Origin of the sequence: Salinibacterium sp. NG253 (genome assembly GCF_015864945.1) — a bacterium.
Taxonomy (GTDB): domain Bacteria; phylum Actinomycetota; class Actinomycetes; order Actinomycetales; family Microbacteriaceae; genus Rhodoglobus.
The window spans coordinates 1-20,270 of the sequence record NZ_JADYWF010000004.1 but is presented as its reverse complement, the minus strand read 5'-3'; the positions used below and the strand labels follow the sequence as shown (position 1 = coordinate 20,270).

The window sequence follows — 20,270 nt, the reverse complement described above, 5'->3', positions numbered from 1 at the left end:
CGACCCAAACCATAAAAGATTCAGGAGAATGGTGGCCCCCACTTGAGGCCGGAAACCTAGCAGCAGAACTGCCCGGGACTTCCGCACCTTTGGGGTGACAAGAGGAAACATTACGTGCATTTTGTCCCCCTCGCCAACACCACGTGCATCCCGGGCGCGTCGCGTCTCAGCACACGCAACGCAGGGGAATACGCGAAGATAGTTTCGTGCCTAGTTTCACCACACGAGCCGCGCGGCTCGACGACGCTGAAGAGCTCGCTGCTGTGCATACGCAGTGCTGGAAAGAGACGTACGTCGGATTCTTTCCTGAGCAAGCATGGAGTGACGAGGCGCGGCAACGACGAGAAACAATGTGGAATGAGCTGCTGACGGACACCAGCACCACAACCGTGGTGGCCGAGGTGGGCTCCCGCATTGTCGGTCTCGCCCATGCCCACCACAATCGCGATGAGCCAGATCTGCCCTCCGAAGAACTTGCGATGATCTATGTGCTTATGAGTGCCCACGGCACGGGCGCAGGCCAAGCGCTGATCGATGCCGCGCTGGGAGGCTCGGCCGCCAGTGTGTGGGTGCTTGAACAGAACCCTCGCGCTCGAGCGTTTTATGCCAGGAATCGTTTCATGTATGACGGCACCGTTCGCGAGATGGACTTCAATCCGAACATCCGCGAACTGCGGCTCATCCGTTCATAACGAAGCCGCTTTCTGCGGATACCGTGGCGACTAGACGCCACACGCTAATAATCATATTATTAGACAATCACAGGGTGTAGAGCTGCGTTCGCGGCACCACCGCTGCTTCGACGCAAGGAACTGCAATGACTTGGATGGTAACCGGCGGCGCTGGCTATATCGGCGCTCACGTAGCTCGCGCACTACTGAACTCCGGAATGGAAACAGTCATCGTTGATGACCTCTCCAGCGGATTCACGCGCTTCGTTCCGGAAGGTGCCGCGTTCGTGCAGGCTGACATCCGGGACAAGAACGCGCTCAAAGAAACGATGGCGACCCACGGCGTCACCGGCGTCATCCACGTTGCTGGCTACAAGTACGCCGGCGTCTCCGTGCAGCGGCCACTCCACACATACGCGCAGAACGTCACCGGTACGCTCGCCTTGCTCGAAGCAATGCAGGAATCAGAGATCGATCAAATCGTCTTCTCCTCGAGTGCCGCAGTGTACGGAACACCTGATGTCGAGCTAGTGACCGAAGACACAGCGAAGGATCCCCTCTCCCCCTACGGCGAATCGAAACTGATCGGCGAATGGTTGCTCCGCGACGAAGCCGTCGCCACGGGCCTGCGCCACACGTCGCTGCGCTACTTCAACGTCGTCGGCTCCGGCGACCCTATGGTCTACGACACCAGCCCCCACAATCTTTTTCCCCTCGTCTTCGAAGCGCTCGTCGCCGGAAAAACACCGCGGATCAACGGAACCGACTACCCCACCCCCGATGGCACCAACGTGCGGGACTACGTGCACGTCGCCGACATCGCCGCCGCGCACGTGGCTGCGGCCCGCCGGTTGGGAGCTCACGAAGCAATCGAGCCTGCCTACAACCTCGGCAGCGGAAACGGACTCTCGGTCGCAGAAATCATGACTGCTATCGCTACCGTCACAGGCATCGACTTCACCCCAGAAATCGCGCCACGGCGAGCCGGCGATCCGCCCCGCATTGTCGCCAACGGTGATCTCGCCGCCCGCGATCTCGACTGGAAAATGCGGCACACCGCAGAAGAAATGGTTCAGAGCGCTTGGGATGCCCGCCTTCGTGCCGAAAACACCAGCGCCCCCCAGGGAAGTGCAGAATGACCTCAAAGATCACCAAACGCCCCACTACCCTCGCCGATGGTCGTGAGCTCATCTACTTCGATGACGCTGACACCACGCTCGGCGACGAGCGATCAGTCGACAGCCGGGTGCTCGACCCCCGACCAGCGACCGCAACCATGCGCCAGGATATCCTGACGGGAGAATGGGTCTCCGTCGCCGCCGCACGCCAGAACCGAGTCTTCCTCCCGCCGGCCGATCAAGACCCTCTGGCACCGCAGACTGCGCAGAACCCTTCGGAAGTTCCCGCACTCTATGACGTGGCTGTTTTCGAGAACCGTTCACCGTCATTCGGGCCAGCTCTCGCCGGAAGCGAAAACAGCCCGACCGGGCTCGATGACCTTGCTGAACTCGGACTCGGCCGCACCCGAAGTTCCATTGGCCGCTGCGAAGTGGTGTGCTTCAGCCCTGACCACGAAGGATCGTTCGGTACTCAAACCCCCAGCCGCGCACGCACCGTAATTGAAGCGTGGGCTGATCGGACCGAGGCGCTCTCGGCACTCGAGGGCGTACAGCAGGTCTTTCCGTTCGAAAACCGCGGAGAAGCAATCGGCGTCACGCTGCTTCACCCGCACGGCCAGATCTACTCTTACCCGTACATCACGCCCAAAACACAGCGGACTTTGGATGCGATCGATCGCACCAGCCCCGACATGTTTCAGCGCATCCTCGACTTCGAACGCGCGGGCGACCGTGTTGTGCTGAGTGGAGAGAACTGGACTGCCTTCGTGCCGTTCGCCGCGCGCTGGCCCATCGAGGTGCACATGCTGCCGCACCGCCAGGTTGCCGACTTCGCCGCGACCTCCCCAGAAGAACGCGACGAACTCTCCACGATGTACCTGAAACTGCTTCGGGGAATCGATGCCCTGTACGACACCCCAACGCCCTACATCGCGGCTTGGCATCAAGCCCCCGTGAACCGTGCACGCGACACCTTCCGCCTGCACCTCCAACTGACGTCGCCTCGACGCGCGGCAGACAAACTGAAGTACCTCGCCGGATCTGAATCGGCAATGGGCGCCTGGATCGCTGACGTCACGCCAGAGGCCGCAGCCGAAAACATCCGAAAGGCAATCGAACGAGCATGAGCGACACAGTGCAGCAACTTGGCCAGCGTTTCAGCGAGCTAACCGGCCACGACCCGGAAGGCGTCTGGTCGGCACCCGGCCGCGTCAACCTCATCGGCGAACACACCGACTACAACGAAGGCTTCGTGCTGCCGTTCGCCATCGATCGCCGCACCCGCGCTGCCGTTGGACTGCGCACCGACGGGGTGATCCGCGTCACCAGCACCTTCGACGACACCGCGGTGCAGCTTCCGCTTTCGGGACTCGACGCGGCGCGTTCCGCCGGAGAAATCGTCGGCTGGAGTGCGTATCCGCTCGGCGTCGCCTGGGCTCTCGGCCAACACGGCGCAGACCTGAACAGTGTGCCCGGAGTCGACATCCTCATTGATTCGACCGTGCCCGTCGGTGCCGGCCTTTCGTCGTCGGCTGCGATTGAGAGTTCCGTCGCTTTGGCCCTCAACGATCTCTGGGCGCTCGGATTTCCGCGCGAGCAACTCGCCAAGGTAGGACAACTCGCCGAGAACGAGGTCGTCGGTGCTCCCACCGGAATCATGGACCAGTCTGCGTCTCTCTTGGGTGCCACAGACTCCGCCGTGTTCCTCGACTGCCGCTCCCTCAATGTCGAGGTTGTGCCGCTCGGACTCGCTCCAGCGGAATTGAGCATTCTCGTGATGGACACACGCGTGTCGCACTCTCACGCGACCGGCGGCTATTCCGAACGCCGCGCATCCTGCGAAGCCGGAGCAGCGGCGCTAGGCGCTTCGTCGTTGCGCGATGTGAGCGTCGCTGATCTTGAACGCGCTCAAGAAATTCTTGACGACGTGACGTTCCGCCGAGTCCGTCACGTTGTTACCGAAAATCAGCGGGTACTCGATACCGTTCGCACTCTCACTACCGAAGGCCCACTCGCCATTGGTGCGCTGCTTGATGCATCGCACGTCTCGATGCGCGACGACTTCGAAATCTCCATCCCCGAACTCGATCTTGCGGTCGAGACTGCTCGCGAACACGGTGCGATTGGCGCACGGATGACGGGTGGAGGATTCGGCGGAGCGGCAATCGCTCTTGTTCCCAACGACCGCATCGCTGAAGTAAAGGCTGCCGTGAAGGAAGCTTTCGCCGCGCGCGAATTCACCGAGCCTGTCACCTTCACGGTGACTCCGTCACCAGGAGCTGAGCGGAACACCCCCACTCCCCCGGAGGCGTAACGCTAGGCGTCGTGTTTGCGATGCCCCAGTAAAAACATCACGAAAGACATACGCACGAAGCGCCAGATTTGAATCAACACGTTGTGGCGGGCGCGTTTCTCTCGCGCGCTCGCCACCCACGGTTCGTGATTGACGACAATGGTGCTTTTCATAGTGTGATCCTTCGTTGCCGACTCACTCGGGGACTACCCACCAGAATGGGTATCCATGCATTTTGTACATGAAGGCGGTGTGCAAGATTCGTTTCGCCCAGTGCCCACCAAGACCAATTTCTGCAGTGGTTTCGGTGATGTTGCGACCGGTTTCGGGGTACTGCGTGAAGTCCGGGATGATGGGCGACATCACCATGGCTACCGCGGATCCCTCGAATGCGCCGGTGCCCGCTGACGCGACACACGCTGCTGCAAGATGGTTCATCGGTGCGGTATGCGTCGGCGTCGAATCGCCGCTCTGAATCATGTCCACGATAGAGAACGCCACCGCTTTGGCGATCGCCCCCGAGGGTTGGCCGGTGCGTGGTGGAGCCGGCGCAATCATGACGCCGTCAGGCGTCTGATGCGGCTCCGAGATGGCGTGCGGCGGAGCAAACGCGATACCGGCCGCAAACATGTTTGGGTAGGCCGGTGACTGGTAGGTTTTCGGCCAGTCTGACGCCTGCCAATCCTCGTACGCCTTCGGCGTGTAATCAGCATCGACTTTCATGAACCCGCTCGGGGCGAAAACCGTGGCAGTGATGTCGCGGCCATCACGATCTCGCACTTCGAACGGCACGCCCCGGAACGGCGGCAACAGCATCGAGAAATCAAAGTGAAGGCTTTGCGGAGCACCGTCGACCTGAACGTACTCGATGGTGTCGGCGGTAATCGCGGTCGCTGCTGCACCAAGCACAGTTCGGATGCCGCGTTCGGCGAAGAGAGTGCCTGCGAGTGCTCCCCCGCTGGTGAACGAACCCTTGTCCTTGATGATCATGCCACCGACGCCGAAGTCTCCAAGCTCCATCTCGTTGGTGAAGAACACGATGTCGGCATTGTCACGGACGCCGTGCCGGCGTAGCTCGTGTTCAACATTGAGCACGTATTCGAAAGCGGCACCCTCGCACGTGCAAGTGCCGTGCCCCGTGCCGACCACGATAGTCAGCTTTTCGCCGTTCTTGAGTCGAGCGGTGATCGCCTTCAACTCCTGGGCTGCGTGAACCGCATGGCTCGGGGTACACACTGAGACGGTGTGACCGGTGTCGGGGCCTAGCCCCGGCGTCGCAGCGAAGTTCAAAGCCGGACCTGTCGCGTTGATCAGGTAGTCATAGGGAATTCGGGCGGTGCTGCCGGAAGCCGCTGGAGAGGTGTACTCCACCTCTATTTGTGACCGAGGATCGTGAGCATCACCATCCGGCAAGATCGTGGTCGCTTTGGCTTGATGGAACTCAATTCTCTTCTTGCGATAAATGGGAGCCAGAGGAAAGACGACCTTGCTCGCCGCCATGCGATCAACGCCGACCCAGATATTTGACGGAATCCAGTTCCATTGGGAGTTTGGACTCACGACTACGACGTCGTGTTGTTTGCCAAGTTTCCGTTTTAGATGAAGCGCTGCCGTGTGCCCAGCGACTCCAGCTCCCATAACGACTACCCGTGCCATCCGAGCCTCAAACTTTCTCCTATGTAGCTGCGTATAACCGCAGACTATACCCCCTAGGGTATTTGCAGCAAGGAGATCGAGACCACTAGGGAACGCAATCTCATCCACGCTTCGACAGCCACGGCACAACAAAAAACGGAGACAAGCCAGCTGACGATGCAGCTCGCTTGTCTCCGTTTATCCACCTGCGCTCCCTGATGTTTCAGAGAACTCAACGCGACAACGACCGGTGGTGGAGATGGGGGGAATTGAACCCCCGTCCACTGCTGTAATTCTGTGCCTTCTACGGGTGTATCTTGTGCAGACGTTCTACTCGGCTCTGATCTTTGCCACAAGCACCTAGATCAACAAGCCCAGCCAGAGTGCAAGTCCCACGTAGCCCTCAGGCGTAACTACGCAGCAATCTCTCTAAATTGCGCCAGAATCCGAGTAGAGAGCATTCCCGGTCTGACGGACTTCTTTAGTGCGCTCGCTTAGGCAGCGAGGGCGAAGTCAGTGCGCTTTGAATTGGCACTTATAGTTTGCAGTCATCGTTAACGAGATAAGGCTGCATTCTCGACCCGCTTCTCACAGTTTTGCAGGCAATGTCGAAACCGATCATCCCCCTGTGTGGGTCGTTGTCGCGCTGTGGAGTTATCAATTGCCACCCAATGAACAGGTAGCCCTCTAGTGTAGGTCGGATTCGGCGCAGTAGCCAGCCCTGCAGCCGCGCACTGAACGCTGCCAGCGAACGCAACGCCCTCATCCAGTGATGGCGAAGTAGATTTGGTTCATGACCGATACAACTCAAGCCTTACCCGCCAAAATCACCATGTTTGGCGCGGACTGGTGCCGCGACTGCGTGCGTTCCGAAGCTCTTCTCAACTCGTTGAACATCGACTGGGAAAAAGTCGATGTGGAGAAGGACCCCACAGCAGCAGATCGCGCCCACGCCATCAGCGGCCGCCTCAATATCCCTGTCGTGCACTTCACGGACGGAACCTTCCAAGTGGAGCCCAGCGACAAGGAGCTGAAGGCTAAGCTCGAAGAACTCGGCGCCATCTAACAATGTCCCTCGTCATCACTGTTCGAGGCGAGCATGAATCTTGGCACCCTGCCGAACGCGGCATCGTGCATCTGGCGGTATCCATAGATGGTCCCGACCGGAGCGAGGTCTTCGATGCTGCACTGCAGTCGTCGAGTCGGGTGCATGCCCTCCTCGCCAAGCTCGCCTCGAACGATGGTGCAATTACCCGGTGGTCGTCTGACACCGTGCGCGTCACTTCCCAACGGCCGTGGAATAACGCGGGCCAACAACTGCCGCTCGTGCACTCCGCCGCGATTGACTACGTCGCACGATTCAAGGACTTCGACGCTCTGGCTCTCTTTATCGAGTACGTCAGTGCGGTCGACAACACTGCGGTGAAATACGTGGAGTGGGAACTCACTGAGGAATCCACTCGTGCCGCACACGCACACACCCGACGCCTCGCCGTTACGGATGCCCTCACCAAGGCACACGAGTACGCAGCGAGTGTAGGGCTCACCGAAGTAACCGCTCTCGCCATCGCCGACCCAGGGATGCTCGACCACGTCGGCCCCGCAGGCGATCACGATCCCTTTGCCAGCGCCGCGGCCATGCGGATGTCAGGTGCGCCCTCGGATGGCGCCCAGCTGACGCTCAATCCCGAGAAGATCGCGATCTCGGCACGCGTCGAGGCGCGCTTCAGCGCACGCTAACGATCGCGAAAACGAGTACAGAGACGAGCGCGGAAACGAAGTTCCGCTACTCCCCCATGTTCTTGCGGGCCGAAATTGCCCGATCTGACTCGCGCTTATCTTGGCGCTCACGCAGCGTCTGACGCTTGTCATATTCGCGCTTGCCCTTGGCAACAGCGAGCTCAACTTTGGCGCGGCCATCCAAGAAATAGATCGACAGGGGAACGAGCGTGTAGCCGCCCTGCTTGATCTTGTTGTGAATCTTTAGGATCTGCTCTTTGTGCAGCAACATTTTGCGCTTGCGACGCGGAGGATGATTGTTCCACGACCCCTGAAAGAACTCAGGAATATGCACGGCATCCAACCAAGCCTCAGCATGATCGTCGATGTAGCCGTAGCCATCGATCAGGCTGGCTCGCCCTAACCGCAGAGACTTGACCTCAGTACCCGACAGCACAAGACCAGCCTCAAAGGTGTCTTCAATGCTGTAGTCGTGGCGCGCCTTACGGTTGCTGGCAACAACCTTTCGGTCACCTTCCTTGGGCATGGTTCACTTCTCTCTTCAATACGTTGGATGCTGCAATGCTACGGCGGATGCCGACAGTGCAGCAGACCAGTTTAGCGCGAGAGCGGTCTGGCGACTACACCTTGAGATAACGACTAATCGCGACGCCGGCGGATACCGCAGCAAGCGCGGCGCCCGAGACGATGAGAATGGGCACGACGAGCAGTGCCTCTTCCATGCCGAGCAGGCTTGTATTGACGGGAAGTGTTGACGCCAGATAGCCGCGCACGAAGAATTGCACGATCGCGACAATCGCACCACCCGCGAGGATTGATCCGATCAACGAGGCGAAAACACCCTCAAGGATGAAGGGCGTCTGGATGAATCTGTTCGACGCCCCCACGAGTCTCATAATGCCGAGCTCTCGCCGCCGAGAGAACGCGCTCAGCCGGATGGTCGTGGCAATCAGCAGCACCGCAGCGACCAGCATCAGACCTGCGACCCCAATCGCGGTGTAACTAGCGGCGTTCAGAATGGAAAAGATCGGCTCTAGATAGGCCCGCTGGTCTTCAACACTCTCGACTCCCGCAAGTCCAGACAGGCTCTCGATGAGCACGTCAGCCTGCTCGGGATCGACGAGGTTCACTCGGAAGCTCTCGTTCAACGACTCCGGGGTAATGATGCCCTCGAAGGTCGTGTCAGCGAACTGTTCCTTGAAGTTTTCGTATGCCTGCTCGTGCGTCTCGAACTCGACCTCGTTGATGTACGGCGCGAGAGTCGGTGAATCGAGCTGTTGCTGCACTGCCGCGATCTGATCTTCCGTCGCCTCAGCCAGGGTGCAATTGCCGGTCGTATCGATCTCGGTGCACATGTAGACCGCCACTTGCGCGCGGTCGTACCAGTAGCCCTTCATCTGCCCGATTTGCATCTGCAGAAGAATGGAGGCGCCCACGAAAGTGAGCGAGATAAAGGTCACCAGAACGACGGAGACCACCATCGAGAGGTTGCGGCGCAATCCGCTGCCGACCTCTCCTAAGATCAGTCCGAGCCTCATGCGTCGAGCCCCTCACCCTGCGATGACGGCAAGGTCATCGGGCGTGCCGGAGACTGGGTCGCAGTCGGCGCAGCGCTCGAAGGCTTGCTTGCCGCAGGATGCGGAATACGCCCCTGAGTGGGAACCGTCTGCGTTTGGTATCCACCCTGAAGCTCGTCGCGCACGATCTGTCCACCGATAAGTTCGATCACTCGGCGCTTCATCTGGTCGACGATGCCGGCATCGTGGGTAGCCATCAGCACGGTCGTGCCACCGAGATTGATGCGCTCGAGGAGCGTCATGATTCCCGCAGCGGTCGCCGGGTCAAGGTTTCCGGTCGGCTCGTCCGCGAGCATAATGGCGGGCTTGTTCACCACAGCGCGAGCGATGGCCACACGCTGCTGCTCACCACCCGAAAGTTCATGAGGAAAACGATTCGACTTGCCAGCGAGGCCGACCATCTTGAGGGCATCCGGAACAGCCTCTTGGATGAAGCCCCGGCTCTTGCCGATGACCTGCAGCGTGAACGCCACATTGTCGAAGACCGTCTTGTTGGGCAGCAGACGGAAGTCTTGGAAAACCACGCCAAGGTTGCGACGGAAATAGGGCACCTTGCGGCTCGACAGCGTATTCAGGTGCTGACCGAGCACGTGGATGGAACCCTTCGTGGGGTTCTCCTCTTTGAGGATCAGCCGCAAAAAGCTCGACTTGCCCGAGCCGGATGCGCCAACCAAAAACACGAACTCGCCCTTGAGGATCTCAAGGTCAACAGAGTTCAGCGCCGGTCGTGTCGTGCCCGGATACGACTTCGAAACAGAATCAAAACGAATCATTTGGAGCCAGCCTAAGGAGCCGCACCTGAGAACTCGGCAGCGACGCACCGCAGGCACGTACTCACAGGGTGGCCCAGTTCAGGGCACACCGGCAGCGAATGACTGATCAGTGGAGCCCTCGGTAGACCGAGCGGTCGTGGTTATTCGATGGCGCGCTTGCGCCATTTGATTCCCGCTGAGATGAAACCGTCAAGGTCACCATCGAACACATTCGAAGGATTATTAACCTCAAACTCCGTGCGGAGGTCTTTCACCATTTGATACGGAGCCAAAACGTAGCTGCGCATCTGGTCGCCCCAGCTCGCCGTAATGACACCCGCGATCTCCTTCTTCGTGGCCGCTTCCTGCTCACGCTGAAGCAGCAACAGCCGCGACTGCAATACGCGCATGGCGGCAGCGCGGTTCTGAATCTGGCTCTTCTCGTTCTGACAACTCACCACAATTCCCGTGGGCAAGTGAGTGATGCGCACTGCGGAGTCCGTCGTGTTAACCGACTGGCCGCCGGGGCCGGAAGACCGGAAGACATCGACACGGATGTCGTTCTCGGGAACTTCGACAACATCCGTCGTCTCAATGAGAGGAACAACTTCGACCGCGGCAAAACTCGTCTGGCGCTTGCCTGCTGAGTTGAACGGGCTCATGCGAACGAGACGATGCGTGCCAGCCTCGACACTGAGCGTTCCGAAAGCGAAAGGAGCGTCGACCTCGAAGGTCGCTGACTTGATGCCGGCCTCTTCGGCGTAGCTCGTGTCGAGCACGCGCGTGGGGTAGGAGTGCTGCTCGGCGTACCGCAGGTACATGCGCAGCAGCATTTCGGCGAAATCGGCGGCATCGACGCCACCGGCTCCCGCGCGAATGGTGATGACAGCGGGTCGCTGATCAAACTCGCCATTGAGGAGGGTTTGCACCTCGAGGTCGCCCAACGTCTTCGTGATGCCCCTGAGCTCGGCGCGAGCATCCGCCGCCGCCTGATCGTCACTCTCTTCGTTCGCCAACTCGACCATGATCTCGAGATCGTCGAGGCGACTCGAGATGGAATTGATCTTGGCCAGCTCGGCCTGACGGTGACTGAGGTCACTCGTGACCTTCTGCGCCTTGTCGGTGTCATCCCACAAATCGGGGGCGCCAGCCGCCTCGCTCAATCGTGCGATCTCCGACGTGAGCCGGTCGGTGTCGACTACCTGGCGAATGTCCGCAAAGGTGGAGCGCAGCGCCGCGATGTCGTCAGAAAAGTCCAGTTCATCCATGTCACCAACCAGACTACCCGCGAACCCCACGCGACACCTGTTGGCCTCGTGCCCGTTCGCGCGCACCCTCTGGCCCGCACAACATATTATGGACGGCGATGAGCACAACAGGACAACCCTTTAGCTGGCGCTCGATCGGGCTTCCCGTTCTCTTGCCGACACTACTTTTTTCGATCGGTGAAGGCGCGATCATCCCGCTGATTCCGATCGCTGCCGACAGCCTCGGGGCGACCCTCGCGATAGCCGGCCTCGTTGCTGCTGTGCTGACTCTCGGTGAACTCTTCGGCAACATCCCGAGCGGATGGCTCATCTCCCGTGTTGGCGAACGCCCGGCCATGATCGGCGCCAGTGCACTCTCCATCATCGGAGTCGTGATCGCGATTCTCGCGCCCAACCCCGTCGCACTCGGATTCGGTGTGCTGCTGCTCGGACTGGCTGCTGCTGTGTTCGCGCTCGCGCGACATGCTTTTCTCACAAGCTTCGTACCCGTCGCCTACCGGGCACGCGCACTCTCTACACTCGGCGGAACCTTCCGGCTCGGCATATTTATTGGACCGTTCATCTCTGCCGGAGTCATTCACCTCACCGGCACCGTGACTGCTGCCTTCTGGATTCATGTTGTGGCAGCACTTGCCGCCGCCGCGGTGCTCGTACTCCTTCCCGATCCCGCGACAACGTTCGGTGCGGTGCACACCACTCGCATCAACAACCGCACGCTGCGGGACGGCGAAGCCCTAGTAGAGCAAGAATCACACGGGCTTTTCGCTACCGTGCACCGCAATCGTGCGCTGCTCTCGCGCCTCGGGCTCGGTGCCGCCGTCATCGGAGCAATGCGTGCGAGTCGCCAAGTGATCTTGCCGCTGTGGGCCGTGAGCATTGGGCTCGCCGACACCAACACCGCCATCATCATCGGCATCGCCGGGGCCGTGGACTTCGCCCTCTTCTACACGGGCGGCCAGATCATGGACCGCTTCGGACGATTGTGGACCGCCGTGCCCTCTCTCGTTGGTCTCGGCATCGGCCACCTCGTGCTCTCCTTCACCCACGACTCAGCGCAGAACGTGGGTTGGTTCATCTTCGCCGCCATGTTCCTGTCACTCGCCAACGGCTTGGGCAGCGGCATCCTGATGACCCTCGGCGCCGACCTTGCTCCGCAAGACAACCCCGCCCCGTTCCTCGGAGCCTGGCGCTTTACCGGAGGCGTCGGCCAGGCATCCTCTCCCCTGCTCATCGCAGGGATAACGGCCGTGGCCTCCATCTCCTTTGCCGCGGGGGCAGTGGGAATACTGGGCCTCATCGGCGCTGGAATCATGGTGCGGTACGTGCCGCGGTACATCACGAAACCGCAGCGCTAGGCACCGGAGATTTGGCCGGTGCCAGCCGGTCTTCTCCGGCGAGCCCGGAGCCCTAGACTGGCGAAATGATCCCGAACAGCAACCTGATTGCCTTCGTGCTCATCGCGCTGCCGATCATCCTCATTCCGGGGCCCAGTGTGCTCTTCTTGATCGGCCGTTCGCTTTCGCTGGGAAAGCTTGGCGGCATCATCAGCTCTCTAGGTAATGCCACGGGAGGAGTTGTGCTTGTCTTCGCCGTGGCCTTCGGCGTCGGCACGATCATCGCGCAATCCGTTATTGCGTTCACCATCGTGAAGTATCTCGGCGCCGCCTACCTGGTTTACCTCGGCGTTCAAGCGATCCGTCACCGCAACGCTCACACGACAGCGGATGACGCAGCTCCCCGCCCCCAGTCACGCTGGCGCATCTTCGGCCAAGGTTTCATTGTCGGCATTACGAATCCCAAAGCGACCGTGTTTTTCGTCGCTGTTTTGCCGCAGTTCGTGAGCTTCGGAGCCGGGAACGTGCAACTGCAATTGCTCCTCTTGGGCCTGCTGTTTATGGCGATCGCGGTAGTGACGGATACGTCGTGGGCGATCGCTGCTGGCTTCGCCCGAGACTGGTTCGCTCGCTCACCGCAGAGAATCACCACCCTCAGCGCGACCGGTGGGGTGGCGTTGATCGCGCTGGGAGTGGGATCTCTATTTATCCCGCACGCTAAGCAATAGCGGCGATAACATCCGGAATCGGGGTCGCGCCATCAGTGAACTCGATGGTGTGACCGATCGTGTTGTCGGCATCAATCACTTCGGCGAGAACCCGGGCCACGTTGTCGCGACTCGTGTGCTCGTCGGTGGCGTCATCGCCGACGCCGATCATGCCCGATGCGGCTTCGCTCGAGAGTGATCCCGGGCCGACAATGGTGTATTCGAGGGGGCCCGTGCGGAGGTGTTCATCGGCAGCCGCCTTCGCTTCTGCATACGCGAAGAAAGCGTTGTCTTCGGGAACACCGTGGTCAAAACCGGCACCCTTGTACGAGACCATGACGTAGCGCTTGACGCCCGCGTGGGCAGCAGCATCCATGGTGCGGATGGCCGCATCACGGTCAACCGAATAGGTGCGTTCGGGGCTTCCCCCACCAGCACCCGCCGAGAACACGACGACATCGTGTCCCATAAAGATTTCAGAGAGTTCCTCGGCACTCAGTGCCTCGATGTCTGCAATGACAGGCATGGCGCCCGTGGCGCTGATGTCAGCCTCCTGCTCAGGCTTGCGGACCAACGAGTGCACGTGGTGACCGCGAGAGGTGAGAAGCTCGGCCAGACTCAGGGCAATCTTGCCGTGGCCTCCGACGATTGCGATTCGTTTCATGGCTAACTCCTTTGCTTCGGTGATGCGCCTGCGAGAAGCGCACCACCCACGCTACGGATCGAAACTCCCTGTTCGCTGGATGGAATGTGATCGCTGGCTGGAGGATTTCGGTGTACTCGTGACGGGCCTCCAGAGAACGCTAGGAAAAGACCGAACGAGCGTTCGCCGTAACTTCGATGCGCAGGCCCTCCGGGACCAAGAGCGAGACGAACGGTGGTCGCCAATAAGCAGACAGCGAGACCGTGGCACTGGAATTGTCGATGCTCGTCGCTTGCTCAATGGTGAGCCCGTCGAACTCTGAGGTCGGGGCGGCAGCGACATACTCCCCCACCGCGTCCGCGACCTTGGCGGGCGTCAATTGCGGGCGAAACCCCTGGGGCGTTCGCAGCACATCGTCGAGATCGTAGGATTCTGCTCCGACAAGAGCAGCGCCATCCGCGAGTGTGAAGAGTCGCTTGCGTTCCAGATAGAGCGAGGTTGCTGCGACCACCAGAAAGATGAGCACGAGAGAGAGGAAGCCATAGAAGATGGTGAGCAGGAGTGCAGAACCATCGTCGTCGCGCAGCCCATCGCGCCGGCTCACTAGCGCGACCCCGCAAACTGAGAAACCTGCTGCGTTGCGGCCGCATCGAGCGGCACCTCTAGAGGAAATGACCCAGTCAAGACCGGCGGCGCCAGCGGGAGCGGCACAGCAATTGCCACCTGTACGGTGACGAAGTTGTGGCGGGAAAGACAATCGCTGGGATCGGGCGCGCACGAGATGGTGACCGCCGCGCTTGCGGCATCCACGTTGTGATTGTCGAGGGCGAACTCGACCGCGCGCGACGCCGCCGCGTTTGCCTCGCTGAGAGTGTCAGCCTGAACGAACACACGCGCCGCCTGGCGGGCAGCGCCCTCAGCGGCAAGAGCTGCGGACTGAATCGCGGACATCGTGAGCACCAGATACACGAGCGGGATGAGCATCACCATGCCGACCGTAATGAATTCCAGGGATGACGAACCCCGTTCATCAGCGAACCTGCTCGATTGCCGCATGGGCCGACACCTCCAAGCCATCGCTAATACCGATAAGGCCAAAGAGCGGGAGCGGAGCTCGTACGGTGATGAGCACGGCGGGTTGCCCGAGGTGGGATGTGGTGCTCGCGCTCACGTCCGAGGCATAGCCGGGAGACAGCGCCGTAGAGATGAGGTCACGAGTGCGCGTGACGCCATCGCCCAACGAGGTGTCGGCAAGGGAGGCGAAGCGCGCGCCCTCCGCCGCGGCATCCAACACCGTATTGCGGATGTGCAACGCAAGAGCCAACTGGATGACACTGAGCGTCAACACCGTCAGCAGAGCGGAGACGAGAACGAACTCCACCACGGCGGACCCGGATTCGTCAGCGCCCAGCAGCCTGCCGCGTTCGCGCCAGCGCGCACGCATTAGAAGCCGGTGACGCGATCAATGGCCTGTTCAAAAACCGAGCTGAGTGCTGGACCCGCAAGACCCCAAATAATGACCACAAGACCTGCGGTCATGAGAGTAATCAGCACCCAGCCCGGTACGTCTCCTCGCTCTGACGTGAGCGCTCGGGTGCCTCGGGAAAGCCCGCTCTTCAGTAGCAATTGAGATGATTTCACTCTGCAATCATTGAGCGAAACACAATTGTGCGTAAAGATTTTCCACAATGGGGATGCGAGCGGCGCGAACAATCGTCGGCCGCCCGCTGCCACCTACTCTGTCGACTTATTCTTTTTGCGCTTGGCCTGCGCCTCGGCCTGGAACGCCTGCAGGGTCTCCACCTCGTCTTCGACGATCGCATCAGCCTGAGCAATGTTGTCTGGCGATGGCAAACCGGTGTCGGAAAGAATGGCATCTTCGGTGACCTGCGAGATTCCGCCGCCCGACTGCGCGGCCTTCTTACGGAGGCGATCGAGGGCCGCACGAAGCGGGTGAACCGTATCGCGCAACAGCGGCTCTTCGACCTCAAGACCGTAGAAGGTGCCGATCTGGTCGACGAACTGGGCACGCTGCGCTCGGTCATACGCGCGCCGCTCACGACTGAACGCTGTCACTGTCGCCGCACAGATCATCAGCATCACCACGCTGAACGGGAGCGCTGACAGGATTGCGGCCGTTTGCAGCGTTTGCAGCCCACCGGTTACCAGCAAAGCGATCGCCAAGAACGATGCGAGCAGAGCAAAGAACACGCGGATGCGCTTGGGCGGTTCCGCCGAACCTCCGGTAGCAATCATCGACATCACCAGCGCACCCGAATCGGCAGAGGTGACGAAGAAGATGCCGATCAACAAGATCGCGCCGAAGGTGAGAGCGGTACCGGCAGGAAGACCCGCGAGCAGGTCGAAGAGCGCCGAGTCGGCATCCACCGATCCGTCGGCTGCGACCAAGCCACCCTGACCGTACAGCTCGCGGTAGATCGCGTTTCCGCCGAGCACGCTGAACCAGAGGAACGTGAGCACGGTGGGCACGAGCATGACGCCGCCCACGAACTCGCGCACGGTGCGGCCCTTGGACACCCGGGCAATGAAAACGCCGACGAACGGAGCCCACGACATCCACCAACCCCAGTAGAAGGTTGTCCAACCTGCCTGCCATTGCTCGCCGGCCTGGCCTTCATACGCACTCACATTGAAACTGAGGCCGATGAAGCCCTGAAGGTAGTTACCCATCGACTGCACGAATTCGCGGAAAAGGAACGCCGTCGGCCCGACGATGAGAAGGAACACCAGTAGCACAGCCGCCAAGAGAAGGTTCGTGGTCGAGAGCCATTTCATGCCGCGACCGATGCCCGAAACTAGCGACAAAATCGTGAACGCGACGATGACCACGATGACGGCGATCTGAGTCGTGAGGTTCGACTCGGCGATGCCGGTCTTTTCGAGACCGGCGGCGATTTGAAGAACACCAAGACCGAGTGAAGTTGCAACGCCAAAGACCGTGCCGACGAGCGCGATGACGTCGATGAGGTTGCCCCAGCCACCCCGAACGCGCTTGCCGAGCAGCGGCTCAAGAGTCCAGCGGATCGAGATGGGGCGACCTCGACGATGAATCGCGTACGCGAGGGCGAGGCCGACCACCACGTAAATAGCCCAAGCGTGCACACCCCAGTGCAAGAACGTTTGACTCATCGCCTGCTGGGCGAGCTGAATCTCCGTGCCCGAAACACCAGGACGCGGGTTCGCGAAGTGGCTAAGCGGTTCGGCAACACCATAGAACACGAGCCCGATGCCCATGCCCGCGGCAAACAGGAAGGAGATCCAGGCGATCATCGAGAACTCAGGCTCGTCGTCATCCTTGCCCAGTTTGATGTCGCCGTAGCGGCTGAAGCCCAGCCACAGGGCGAACGCGACAAAGAATGCCGCGATGAGCACGTAATACCAGCTGAACGAGTTGATGACGCTCGACTGCAGCGAGTTGAAAACCGAGTTGGCGAGGTTCGGAGCGATGATCGAGAACGCCGTAATCGCGATGATGAGCCCGGCCGCTGGCCAGAAGACCCAGGGGGCGAGCATCCGCGTCGCTATAGGTCTCTGCGGCAGATCAGTGTCTGTAGGGGTTGTCGATTCTGCGGTCATGAGATCTCCGATCGCGTGGCAATTGCTGCATCAACAGTACAGAGCGATTGCGCGTAAATCGCACTGCGTCGAGGGTTCTTTCGCGCTACTGCTCCGACGGGAAGCGGTAACCGAGCTGCCAGCGGGCACTGTCGATCGTGTCGAGAATCGCGACGGTTTCATCGAGGGTGTGCACGGGTGATTCGGTGAGGCCCTGCGCCACAAAACCGGCGAGCGCCGTGGCCTGGTAGCTGAGACCGCGATGACCAACAATGCCGGTTTCGTCTTTCCAGCGAATTGATTCGCCGTTGAAGCCCGGCTTCGAGAGCGTCAGCGAGGTGGGCGTGAAGAAGCCATTGCCGACCTCCAGCAGCGCCTCGGTGCCGGCGACGGATGCCGTGATGGGGGTGCGCGCGAGCAGCGTGGTGTTGAGCTGGGCCTGAGCCGCGCCCGCATAGCTGAGGGTAAGAAGGGATTGGGCATCCACCCCACTCTCGATGAGCGAGCCGACATTGTGCACGGCAGTAGGTGCGCCGAGAATCTGCGATGCGAAGGCGATGGGGTAAATGCCGAGGTCGAGCAGCGCTCCTCCCCCGCTCTCGAGCGAACGCACCCGGTGCCCCTCGGGAATGTGCTGGCCGTGATCGGCGGTGACGAGGTGAATATCGCCAAAAGTTCCGTCGGCAACAAGTCGGTTAATGATCGAGGTTTGGGGCAGGTAGCGAGTCCACATGGCTTCCATCGCGAACACTCCGGCGGCCCGGGCTGCGGCCAGGATGTCGCGAGCTTCGGCACCGGTCATGGCGAACGGCTTCTCGACCAGAATGTGTTTGCCCGCGGCGATCGACTGCAGCGCTAGATCGCGGTGAACGTGCTGCTGCGCAGCGATGTAGATCACGTCGACGTCGGGGTTGGCCAGCAGCTCGGCATAGTCGCCGTAGGCCTTCTCGATGCCCCAGGTGTTCGCAAAGTCTTGGGCACGATCGAGACTGCGGGATGCCACGGCCACGAGCTTCTGCTCAGTGTGCGCGTGCACCGCCTCTGCGAACGTCGCGGCGATTCCACCGGGCGCCATGATGCCCCAACGCAGTGCCGGAACGGAGTCTGCTGCAGGAATGATCGGGGCTGGGAACGTGGTGGGGAACACAAGCATCCTTCTCGTCGGGGAGGACTGCGGCGGCGCAGGCCTCGACCAGTCTAGGACGCGAACAGGGGTAGGCCCACGTGCGCAGTTGGCGACCAAAGTGGGCGCCCGGAAGAGCGATCTCCGCCGTAACGGCCCGCGGCTGGGACTGCGCCTGCTAGCGTCAGCCTTTAGTGCCTGGGATTACCTCTCCTGCAGCTCCTCCACCCGACCAACAGGAGAACTATCGTGATGCCTCGCCCTAAAATCTTGCCCAGCATTACCACTGTCGCCCTTGCGCTTGCCTTGACTTTCGTCGGCGCACTGCCAGCGAACGCCGCCGCAACGTACCTCGTCAGCAGTTGGGGCGGCATGCCAGACGCGTTCGCTTACGCGTCCGATGGCGGCACCGTGAAACTCATTGCCGATATCGTTGCTCCGGCAGGCAGGTCAATAACGGTCAAACCGGGCGAATCGATCACGCTTGACCTCAACGGGCATGACCTCACCGTCAACGATTCCCTCCCTGACTCTCTGGCGGCGATTGAGGTTCCCAGCACCTCCACGCTCACCATCGTTGCCCCCGGCGGCGGAACGCTCACAGTAACCGGAGGCCGGTACAGTGCGGGCATCGGCGGCAATGAAGGCAACGCTGGCGGCTCCGTCATTGTTAACAGTGGCACCATCACCGCACAAGGCGGCCGCTTCGGCGCGGGAATCGGCGGCGGAGACGGAGGCGACGGCGGCACCACCATCGTCAACGGCGGCACCATCACCGCAACCGGCGGCTACCACAGCGCAGGCATCGGCGGCGGCCAGGAAGGCGACGGCGGCTCCGTCATCGTCAACAGCGGCACCATCACCGCAACCGGCGGCTACCACGGCGCAGGCATCGGCGGCGGCTTTAACGGCAACGGCGGCACCACCACCAACAGCGGCACCATCACCGCAACCGGCGGCAACAGAAGCGCAGGCATCGGCGGCGGCCTTAATGGCAACGGCGGCACCACCTCTCAGAGCGGCGGCACCATCAGCGCGATCGGAGGCTTCGCGGCCGCAGGCATCGGCGGCGGCCAGGAAGGCGACGGCGGCACCACGACCGTTAGCGGTGGCACGCTAGACGCAACCGGAGGCGGCAGTGGCGCGGGCATCGGCGGCGGATATCAGGGCAACGGCGGCACCACCATCCTCACCGGAGGCACCACCACCGCTACCGGCGACAACTCAGGCGCAGGCATCGGCGGCGGCCAGGACAGCTCCTCCTCTGGAGTACTCGACATTCACGGCATCGGCGCACCAGGGGCAGCTACTAATGGTGGAGACCCGAACGGTGCCCTCATCACCAATTCCACGGCTCCGGCAGGGATCGGCTATACGGCCGCTACCGCCACTGTTGGCTCCGGCGGTCAGATCAGTGTCGAATTCGTGCGCATCGCGAGCTTCGACGCGGCCGGCGGAACGGCAACCGACACCGCGTTCGTTGCCATCGGCGACACCCTCACCGAACCCACCGACCCCACCCGCACCGGCTACACCTTCGCCGGCTGGACAGTCAGCGGCGCCGCCTACGACTTCACCACCCCGGTTACTGCGCCACTGACGCTAACCGCGACGTGGACAGAGGTTCCCGCCAGCTACATCATTACCTTCGATGCCGCTGACGGAACAACCACAGCAGACGTGTCAGTCTCCGATGGCGACACCCTCACCGCACCCACCGACCCCACCCGCACCGGCTACACCTTCGCCGGCTGGATGGTCAGCGGCGCCGCCTACGACTTCACCAATCCGGTGACCGCACCGCTGACGCTGACCGCGACGTGGACAGAAGTG

Annotated in this window: 22 protein-coding genes and 1 other RNA gene; 9 read left to right on the top strand and 14 right to left on the bottom strand. The window is 61.2% G+C overall.

Annotation, left to right across the window (positions count from 1 at the left end):
• Positions 1-206 precede the first annotated feature (206 nt).
• From I6E52_RS14170 to galK, 4 genes are all read left to right on the top strand, one after another.
• Positions 207-692, top strand: coding sequence for a GNAT family N-acetyltransferase (locus I6E52_RS14170; protein ID WP_197158495.1), 486 nt, complete (start codon positions 207-209; stop codon positions 690-692).
• Between the two features lie 125 nt (positions 693-817).
• Positions 818-1,810 carry a UDP-glucose 4-epimerase GalE gene (gene galE, locus I6E52_RS14165; RefSeq protein WP_197158492.1) on the top strand — a complete coding sequence of 331 codons (993 nt, stop codon included), beginning with the start codon at positions 818-820 and terminating at the stop codon, positions 1,808-1,810.
• Positions 1,807-2,916 (top strand): galactose-1-phosphate uridylyltransferase, encoded by a 1,110-nt coding sequence (galT, locus tag I6E52_RS14160; protein ID WP_197158490.1) that lies wholly within the window; start codon positions 1,807-1,809, stop codon positions 2,914-2,916. Before galE ends, galT begins: the two co-directional genes overlap by 4 nt.
• A complete protein-coding gene (galK, locus tag I6E52_RS14155) occupies positions 2,913-4,103 on the top strand; it encodes a galactokinase (protein WP_197158488.1) in 1,191 nt (396 codons plus the stop codon). Before galT ends, galK begins: the two co-directional genes overlap by 4 nt.
• 2 nt (positions 4,104-4,105) lie before the next feature.
• Here galK and I6E52_RS14150 read toward each other — a convergent pair whose 3' ends face one another.
• The 3 genes from I6E52_RS14150 to ssrA form a co-directional block, all read right to left on the bottom strand.
• A complete protein-coding gene (locus tag I6E52_RS14150) occupies positions 4,106-4,255 on the bottom strand; it encodes a hypothetical protein (protein ID WP_197158486.1) in 150 nt (49 codons plus the stop codon).
• A 22-nt stretch (positions 4,256-4,277) separates the two neighbouring features.
• Positions 4,278-5,720 (bottom strand): NAD(P)/FAD-dependent oxidoreductase, encoded by a 1,443-nt coding sequence (locus I6E52_RS14145; RefSeq protein ID WP_231602274.1) that lies wholly within the window; start codon positions 5,718-5,720, stop codon positions 4,278-4,280.
• Between the two features lie 248 nt (positions 5,721-5,968).
• Positions 5,969-6,343: a transfer-messenger RNA gene (gene ssrA / locus I6E52_RS14140) on the bottom strand.
• A gap of 167 nt (positions 6,344-6,510) precedes the next feature.
• On the opposite strand from ssrA, the gene I6E52_RS14135 reads away from it, so the two are divergent.
• Positions 6,511-6,783, top strand: a complete 273-nt coding sequence (locus I6E52_RS14135) for a glutaredoxin domain-containing protein (protein WP_197107244.1) — start codon at positions 6,511-6,513, stop codon at positions 6,781-6,783.
• Positions 6,784-6,785: 2 nt separating this feature from the next.
• Entirely contained in the window at positions 6,786-7,457 is a 672-nt protein-coding gene (locus I6E52_RS14130; RefSeq protein WP_197125111.1) for an SIMPL domain-containing protein, read from the top strand.
• Positions 7,458-7,503: 46 nt separating this feature from the next.
• Here I6E52_RS14130 and smpB read toward each other — a convergent pair whose 3' ends face one another.
• The 4 genes from smpB to prfB all read right to left on the bottom strand — a co-directional run bounded on the left by smpB (position 7,504) and on the right by prfB (position 11,054).
• Positions 7,504-7,983, bottom strand: a complete 480-nt coding sequence (gene smpB, locus I6E52_RS14125; protein ID WP_009771737.1) for an SsrA-binding protein SmpB — start codon at positions 7,981-7,983, stop codon at positions 7,504-7,506.
• Between the two features lie 94 nt (positions 7,984-8,077).
• A complete protein-coding gene (ftsX, locus tag I6E52_RS14120; RefSeq protein ID WP_197158482.1) occupies positions 8,078-8,995 on the bottom strand; it encodes a permease-like cell division protein FtsX in 918 nt (305 codons plus the stop codon).
• Entirely contained in the window at positions 8,992-9,807 is an 816-nt protein-coding gene (gene ftsE / locus I6E52_RS14115) for a cell division ATP-binding protein FtsE (RefSeq protein ID WP_197158479.1), read from the bottom strand. Before ftsE ends, ftsX begins: the two co-directional genes overlap by 4 nt.
• 140 nt (positions 9,808-9,947) lie before the next feature.
• Positions 9,948-11,054, bottom strand: a complete 1,107-nt coding sequence (gene prfB, locus I6E52_RS14110) for a peptide chain release factor 2 (RefSeq protein ID WP_197125115.1) — start codon at positions 11,052-11,054, stop codon at positions 9,948-9,950.
• Between the two features lie 98 nt (positions 11,055-11,152).
• Between prfB and I6E52_RS14105 the strand changes: the two genes are divergently transcribed.
• Together I6E52_RS14105 and I6E52_RS14100 are read left to right on the top strand one after the other, a co-directional pair.
• Positions 11,153-12,409, top strand: coding sequence for an MFS transporter (locus I6E52_RS14105; RefSeq protein ID WP_197158477.1), 1,257 nt, complete (start codon positions 11,153-11,155; stop codon positions 12,407-12,409).
• Between the two features lie 65 nt (positions 12,410-12,474).
• A complete protein-coding gene (locus tag I6E52_RS14100) occupies positions 12,475-13,116 on the top strand; it encodes a LysE family translocator (protein ID WP_197158474.1) in 642 nt (213 codons plus the stop codon).
• Here I6E52_RS14100 and I6E52_RS14095 read toward each other — a convergent pair.
• The 7 genes from I6E52_RS14095 to I6E52_RS14065 form a co-directional block, all read right to left on the bottom strand.
• A complete protein-coding gene (locus tag I6E52_RS14095; protein ID WP_197158472.1) occupies positions 13,106-13,759 on the bottom strand; it encodes an SDR family oxidoreductase in 654 nt (217 codons plus the stop codon). The genes I6E52_RS14100 and I6E52_RS14095 overlap by 11 nt on opposite strands.
• A gap of 139 nt (positions 13,760-13,898) precedes the next feature.
• A complete protein-coding gene (locus I6E52_RS14090; protein WP_197158470.1) occupies positions 13,899-14,342 on the bottom strand; it encodes a Tad domain-containing protein in 444 nt (147 codons plus the stop codon).
• Entirely contained in the window at positions 14,342-14,794 is a 453-nt protein-coding gene (locus I6E52_RS14085; RefSeq protein ID WP_197107253.1) for a hypothetical protein, read from the bottom strand. The genes I6E52_RS14090 and I6E52_RS14085 overlap by 1 nt, the downstream gene beginning before the upstream one ends.
• Entirely contained in the window at positions 14,769-15,182 is a 414-nt protein-coding gene (locus tag I6E52_RS14080) for a TadE/TadG family type IV pilus assembly protein (RefSeq protein ID WP_197158468.1), read from the bottom strand. Before I6E52_RS14080 ends, I6E52_RS14085 begins: the two co-directional genes overlap by 26 nt.
• The gene (locus I6E52_RS14075; protein WP_231600929.1) at positions 15,182-15,364 is read right to left on the bottom strand and encodes a hypothetical protein; all 183 of its coding nucleotides are present in this window, start codon (positions 15,362-15,364) and stop codon (positions 15,182-15,184) included. Before I6E52_RS14075 ends, I6E52_RS14080 begins: the two co-directional genes overlap by 1 nt.
• Before the next feature lie 108 nt (positions 15,365-15,472).
• The gene (locus I6E52_RS14070) at positions 15,473-17,272 is read right to left on the bottom strand and encodes a BCCT family transporter (protein ID WP_231602270.1); all 1,800 of its coding nucleotides are present in this window, start codon (positions 17,270-17,272) and stop codon (positions 15,473-15,475) included.
• Between the two features lie 148 nt (positions 17,273-17,420).
• Complete coding sequence (locus I6E52_RS14065) at positions 17,421-18,467, bottom strand: Gfo/Idh/MocA family protein (protein ID WP_197158464.1); 1,047 nt, start codon at positions 18,465-18,467, stop codon at positions 17,421-17,423.
• 222 nt (positions 18,468-18,689) lie between these two features.
• On the opposite strand from I6E52_RS14065, the gene I6E52_RS14535 reads away from it, so the two are divergent.
• A partial coding sequence (locus I6E52_RS14535) for an InlB B-repeat-containing protein (RefSeq protein WP_197158462.1) occupies positions 18,690-20,270 on the top strand: 1,581 nt, incomplete at its 3' end.

Coding starts and splice junctions, on each gene's coding strand:
- I6E52_RS14065 (WP_197158464.1), bottom strand. CDS start 18,467: ATGCTTGTGTTCCCCACCACGTTCCCAGCCCCGATCATTCCTGCAGCA.
- I6E52_RS14070 (WP_231602270.1), bottom strand. CDS start 17,272: ATGCTCGCCCCCTGGGTCTTCTGGCCAGCGGCCGGGCTCATCATCGCG.
- ftsE (WP_197158479.1), bottom strand. CDS start 9,807: ATGATTCGTTTTGATTCTGTTTCGAAGTCGTATCCGGGCACGACACGA.
- I6E52_RS14105 (WP_197158477.1), top strand. CDS start 11,153: ATGAGCACAACAGGACAACCCTTTAGCTGGCGCTCGATCGGGCTTCCC.
- galK (WP_197158488.1), top strand. CDS start 2,913: ATGAGCGACACAGTGCAGCAACTTGGCCAGCGTTTCAGCGAGCTAACC.
- ftsX (WP_197158482.1), bottom strand. CDS start 8,995: ATGAGGCTCGGACTGATCTTAGGAGAGGTCGGCAGCGGATTGCGCCGC.
- I6E52_RS14080 (WP_197158468.1), bottom strand. CDS start 15,182: ATGCGTGCGCGCTGGCGCGAACGCGGCAGGCTGCTGGGCGCTGACGAA.
- I6E52_RS14130 (WP_197125111.1), top strand. CDS start 6,786: ATGTCCCTCGTCATCACTGTTCGAGGCGAGCATGAATCTTGGCACCCT.
- I6E52_RS14095 (WP_197158472.1), bottom strand. CDS start 13,759: ATGAAACGAATCGCAATCGTCGGAGGCCACGGCAAGATTGCCCTGAGT.
- I6E52_RS14150 (WP_197158486.1), bottom strand. CDS start 4,255: ATGAAAAGCACCATTGTCGTCAATCACGAACCGTGGGTGGCGAGCGCG.
- galE (WP_197158492.1), top strand. CDS start 818: ATGACTTGGATGGTAACCGGCGGCGCTGGCTATATCGGCGCTCACGTA.
- prfB (WP_197125115.1), bottom strand. CDS start 11,054: ATGGATGAACTGGACTTTTCTGACGACATCGCGGCGCTGCGCTCCACC.
- I6E52_RS14145 (WP_231602274.1), bottom strand. CDS start 5,720: ATGGGAGCTGGAGTCGCTGGGCACACGGCAGCGCTTCATCTAAAACGG.
- galT (WP_197158490.1), top strand. CDS start 1,807: ATGACCTCAAAGATCACCAAACGCCCCACTACCCTCGCCGATGGTCGT.
- I6E52_RS14085 (WP_197107253.1), bottom strand. CDS start 14,794: ATGCGGCAATCGAGCAGGTTCGCTGATGAACGGGGTTCGTCATCCCTG.
- smpB (WP_009771737.1), bottom strand. CDS start 7,983: ATGCCCAAGGAAGGTGACCGAAAGGTTGTTGCCAGCAACCGTAAGGCG.
- I6E52_RS14100 (WP_197158474.1), top strand. CDS start 12,475: ATGATCCCGAACAGCAACCTGATTGCCTTCGTGCTCATCGCGCTGCCG.
- I6E52_RS14135 (WP_197107244.1), top strand. CDS start 6,511: ATGACCGATACAACTCAAGCCTTACCCGCCAAAATCACCATGTTTGGC.